The 317-nt window shown below is 44.2% G+C and carries 1 protein-coding gene; it reads right to left on the reverse strand.

The genetic code is table 11. From position 1 onward, the window contains the following. Positions 1-4: 4 nt before the first annotated feature. Positions 5-317: pepsin/retropepsin-like aspartic protease family protein (locus tag CWC11_RS21685; RefSeq protein ID WP_249330803.1), on the reverse strand; the 313-nt coding region annotated here is incomplete at its 5' end.

Raw genomic sequence — 317 nt, forward strand, 5'->3', positions numbered from 1 at the left:
GGGATCAAAAGTAAATTTTGTTCTCAGCGTAATCGATAATTAGCTTATCGTCGTTGAAATTACTTAAACCCAGCAGGATAAACGGCTCATCTTTATATCCAAGCACCTCAAACACTGGCATATCCGATAAGTGACTTTCGGTATTGATGATTTCCTTGCCTCCCAAGCTAAAGCGCAGTGATTCTATGGCCACCTTTTTAGTCGCTTGGTCGTTTAACCCTCGGCTGATGTCTTCTTCACCCAGCGTTAATGCCAGTTTATTGGCCAAGTGTGAATTGATGTAGTTGGTTGGAGCGCCGGTATCAAGCACGGCGTCT

This window comes from Pseudoalteromonas sp. S3178 (genome assembly GCF_005886985.1).
GTDB lineage: Bacteria > Pseudomonadota > Gammaproteobacteria > Enterobacterales > Alteromonadaceae > Pseudoalteromonas > Pseudoalteromonas carrageenovora.